General features: G+C 42.3%; 4 protein-coding genes. 2 read left to right on the top strand and 2 right to left on the bottom strand.

What is annotated here, in order from left to right; genetic code table 11:
* Both WBV27_RS08535 and WBV27_RS08530 read right to left on the bottom strand, forming a co-directional pair.
* On the bottom strand, positions 1-803 hold an 803-nt coding region (locus tag WBV27_RS08535; RefSeq protein WP_424201182.1), incomplete at its 3' end, for a glycoside hydrolase family 36 N-terminal domain-containing protein.
* Positions 800-1,660 carry an AraC family transcriptional regulator gene (locus tag WBV27_RS08530; RefSeq protein WP_086629190.1) on the bottom strand — a complete coding sequence of 287 codons (861 nt, stop codon included), beginning with the start codon at positions 1,658-1,660 and terminating at the stop codon, positions 800-802. The genes WBV27_RS08530 and WBV27_RS08535, both read right to left, overlap by 4 nt.
* Positions 1,661-1,809: 149 nt before the next feature.
* Between WBV27_RS08530 and WBV27_RS08525 the strand changes: the two genes are divergently transcribed.
* Positions 1,810-3,174, top strand: a complete 1,365-nt coding sequence (locus tag WBV27_RS08525; protein ID WP_424201179.1) for a glycoside hydrolase family 32 protein — start codon at positions 1,810-1,812, stop codon at positions 3,172-3,174.
* On the top strand, positions 3,174-4,080 hold a 907-nt coding region (locus WBV27_RS08520), incomplete at its 3' end, for a PTS transporter subunit EIIC (protein ID WP_424201177.1). The genes WBV27_RS08525 and WBV27_RS08520, both read left to right, overlap by 1 nt.

Below are 4,080 nucleotides of genomic sequence, written 5' to 3'. Positions count from 1 at the left end.
TACTGATCCCTTTCAAGATTACTCAGATGGTTGCCGCTGTAGATCAAGGTCATTGCGTGTACGTCACCGGCAAATTCTGTGGCATCTTTAGAAATCGAGAGATAGGGCGGGTATTGAGGTCCGCTTGCGCCGCGGTTGCTGCCGACAGAAAACTTCCCATGGCTGATCGGTTGACGGTTCAATTGATATTCTTTTTGGTGTGTCCCATAAAAAGTGGTGCTCAACTGACCATCGTACCGCATATCAATTGAGGCACTGGACAGCTTTTCGATCATCACACTTGAACGGCTCTCGTTGATGATTTTGCTTGACCGGATGATGACGTCTGCATCCTCAAAAATCGTATAAAACAGCAACAAGCGGATGCTTGAAATAGGATCGACCAAATGAATGGTCAGTGTTTGAGAGTCGGAAGCGGTTATGTCTCGTGCATGCGGAAAGGCAGTGAGTTCAGGTGCCCCGTCTGAAATTTCAAACTTTTCATAGCAAAAGCGGCTGACGGTATAGCCATTGCCCATTCTTATCTGCACGGAAGGTTCACGATAATCGCCTTGGTTAGGGAAACTAACCTCCAGAGGCACGTACTCAAGCGAGAATTCAGGGCGTTCGGGAATATTCATGGCTGCAAATGTCCGTTTTTTTAATTTCGGCTTATTCGAAAAAGAATAGGATTCAATCCTTTTTCCCCAGTGGCGATGCGCCAAGTAAGTATCCTCAATAATCTCAAAGACATAGCTTATGTTGTCGTTCATAAGGTGGAAGACTTGCCGTTGATCATCGTATACAATCATCTGTTTGTTCATTTTTTGTAATCCTTTCGATATTGGGATGGTGACAGGCTTGTTTCTTTTCTGAAGAATTTTGAGAATGAAAGGGCATCGCTGAAACCTACGGAGCTGCCGATGATGTTAATCGGATCTTCCGTAGCTATCAGCAACTCTTTTGCTTTGTTGATTTTTAAATTTGTCAGGTATTTTTTTGGACTTATTCCCATTTCGGATTTGAAGACTCCCGCCAAGTAGCTCGGATGGATGCCCGCAAAGTCAGCGATATCAGAAATATGGATATCGTCATGATAATGCAAATCCATATATCTCACTGCTTTCGATGAAACCGATGAGGAGTAGCTGGTGTTTGAATGTTTGATGCATTCCTCGAGCAGGGTTCCGATGATGTCATACATAACCCCATTGATCTTTAAGAAAGAAGCGGTGCTGTCATCGTTGGACATATCGATGATCTTCATTATTTTGGTTTCATACAATTCGGCATCCGCGCAGTCCAAAACAAAATGTTCTTCACTCGATTGCATAAGCATTTGGACATAATTATGCGATTGGATACCCAGAAAGCCTATCCAGGAATATTTCCATGGCGAATCCATAGCGGCGGTATAGGTAGAAATTTCGCCTGCAGGGACAATAAAGAGTTGATTCTCATGAACCTCAAACTTTTTATCATTGATTTCCAGTGAGCCTTTGCCCTCCTTAACAAAATGAATAAAGTGATAATCTCTGCGCTTTGGCCCGTAGCTGTACCCAGCTTCACAATATTCAATCCCACTGTTGTAAAGAATGAAATCCGAGATGCTCTTTTTTGAAAAATCTGTGAACTTATCGGTGTACTCTCTATTATTTTTATCCATGGTTTCATTATACATACATCCCTCTCAATGGCTATCTTGATATTAGAATTTTCCATATACCTCTGTATTTTTTCCATATTCTATTTGAGGCAAGCTCTGGTATTATGTATCTAACAAGAACGAATGAAAGCGCATAATTTCAGTTTGTTAATTTGATTAGAGGAGTGATTATCATTAAGGAAAATCCATATCGGAATCTCTTTCATCTGGAACCTGATCGAGGACTCTTGAACGATCCGAATGGGCTTATTCAATTTCAAGGGAGATATTATTTTTTCCATCAATGGAATAGGTTTGGTTTGGATCACGGCTACAAGGAATGGGGAGCATTTACTTCGTCGGATTTGAACAATTGGGATCATTTGGGTTCAGCACTACTGCCCGACAGCAAGGAAGACAGCGATGGCGTCTATTCCGGAAGTGCCATTGAACATGACAATAAGCTGTATGTTTTCTATACTGGCAACACGAAGAACAACGGAACGCGAAAAACCTATCAAAGAATGGCCTGTTCCTCGAATGGCTGCACGTTCATCAAGAGCGAAAAGGTAATTGAAACGCCAAATGGTTTTACAGAGCATCACAGAGATCCAAAAGTGTGGCAGTCGGATGGGAAGTGGTGGATGATTGTAGGAGCGCAGACAATTGAACAAGTTGGTGCCATCAATTTGTTCAGCTCAACTGATTTAGAAGAATGGAAATATGAAGGGGCTTTCTATTCGGAACAAACGTTAGATCAAATGTGCGAATGTCCAGATTATTTTCAATTGGGCGATGCTGAAATTTTGGTGGTTTGTCCCCAAAAAAGAACTTCGCTATTAAATGGAAACGAGAACATTTCCAGCTATGCGGGTTATATTGTGGGAACTTTTGAAAAAAATAACAAGCGTTTTCGCCCAGAGAGCGATATTATTTTGATAGATGAAGGGTTTGATTTTTACGCTCCGCAGTCTTTTGTTGATGAAAAAAACAGAAGAATTGTGGTCGGGTGGATGTCCCGGATGGATGAAGCAGAAGAAAAGGGTTGCCCAACAACAGCTTTCAATTACTTGCATTGCCTTACGATCCCAAGGGAACTATTTTGGGAAAACGATCGTCTTTATCAACGGCCGTTGGAAGAGTTGAAAATGCTGAGGAAGAAACGAAATACGTCAACCGAAACCACTGCTGCTTTTCTTTCTGACAGCGCGGCTTACGAGTTACATATACAACTCGTCAATCAAACGACCCCATTAGAAATATCCATGAATAATGGGAATACTGTCATCCGTTTTGATGGCAGATCCAAATTGGTCATAAGTCGCATAAACTGGGTTTCCGGCCAACGTGAACAAAAGGAGCTGCACATTCCCAAACTATTTGAAATCCAAATATTCAACGATTCATCAGCTATGGAAATTTTTATGAATAAAGGTGAAAAAGTATTCTCCATGCGTTACTTTTGTGAAGAAGAACAGCGCGATATTTCTTATAGGGGTCTACAAGAAAACGGCTCAATCGATTATTATTCGTATAAGGAGGAAGTCTAATGAATAACAAAGAACTTGCAGAAAAAATATTGGCACTTGTTGGGGGAAGAAAGAATGTGAAGTCGGTCGCGCATTGTGCAACGAGACTTCGCATCATAACAAACGACAAAGAGGAAATCAATGTCGAAGGGATCGAGTCCCTCGACAAAGTCAAAGGCAGTTTCTATAATTCTGGTCAATATCAGATCATCCTGGGGACCGGGCTTGTGAACAAGGTTTACGACGAATTTGCGCCTTTAGTTGAAAATACTGGAAGTCAGGCGTCAGCTGATTCGCAAGAAGATCAAAAAATGACTTTCCAAAGCGCAATTCGGATCTTTGGCGATGTCTTCGTCCCGATCATCCCTGTATTGGTGGCGACAGGATTATTTATGGGCCTCAGAGGATTAGTGACACAGGAAGCAATCCTGGGACTTATCGGCTTGAGTCCAAGCGATATTCCGCAGCAATTTTTATTGTTCACACAAATTTTGACGGATACGGCTTTCGCCTTTCTGCCTGCTTTGGTGGCCTGGTCGACGTTCAGAATATTTGGTGGAACGCCCATATTGGGGATCGTACTTGGTTTGATGTTAGTCAGTTCCGTACTGCCGAATGCTTATGCGGTAGGACAACAAGCAGCTGAGCCTTTAGTGTTTTTCGGTTTCATCAAAGTTGTCGGGTATCAGGGATCGGTATTGCCGGCCTTTGTCACGGGCATCATCGGTTCAAAAATTGAACGTGCATTGAAGCGGAAAATTCCGGATTCTTTGGACTTGATTATTACCCCGTTTTTGACATTGCTTCTTGGACTGATTATTGCGCTGTTCTTCATTGGCCCGGTATTCCATGAAGTTGAATTGGGTGTATTGCATGTAGTGGAAGCCTTGTTGACACTACCTTTCGGAATTGGCGGATTGATTTACG

The sequence above is a fragment of the Trichococcus sp. genome, from assembly GCF_049589555.1.
GTDB lineage: Bacteria > Bacillota > Bacilli > Lactobacillales > Aerococcaceae > Trichococcus.
The sequence above is the reverse complement of the archived record's forward strand: the minus strand, read 5'-3'. Positions and strand labels throughout refer to the sequence as shown.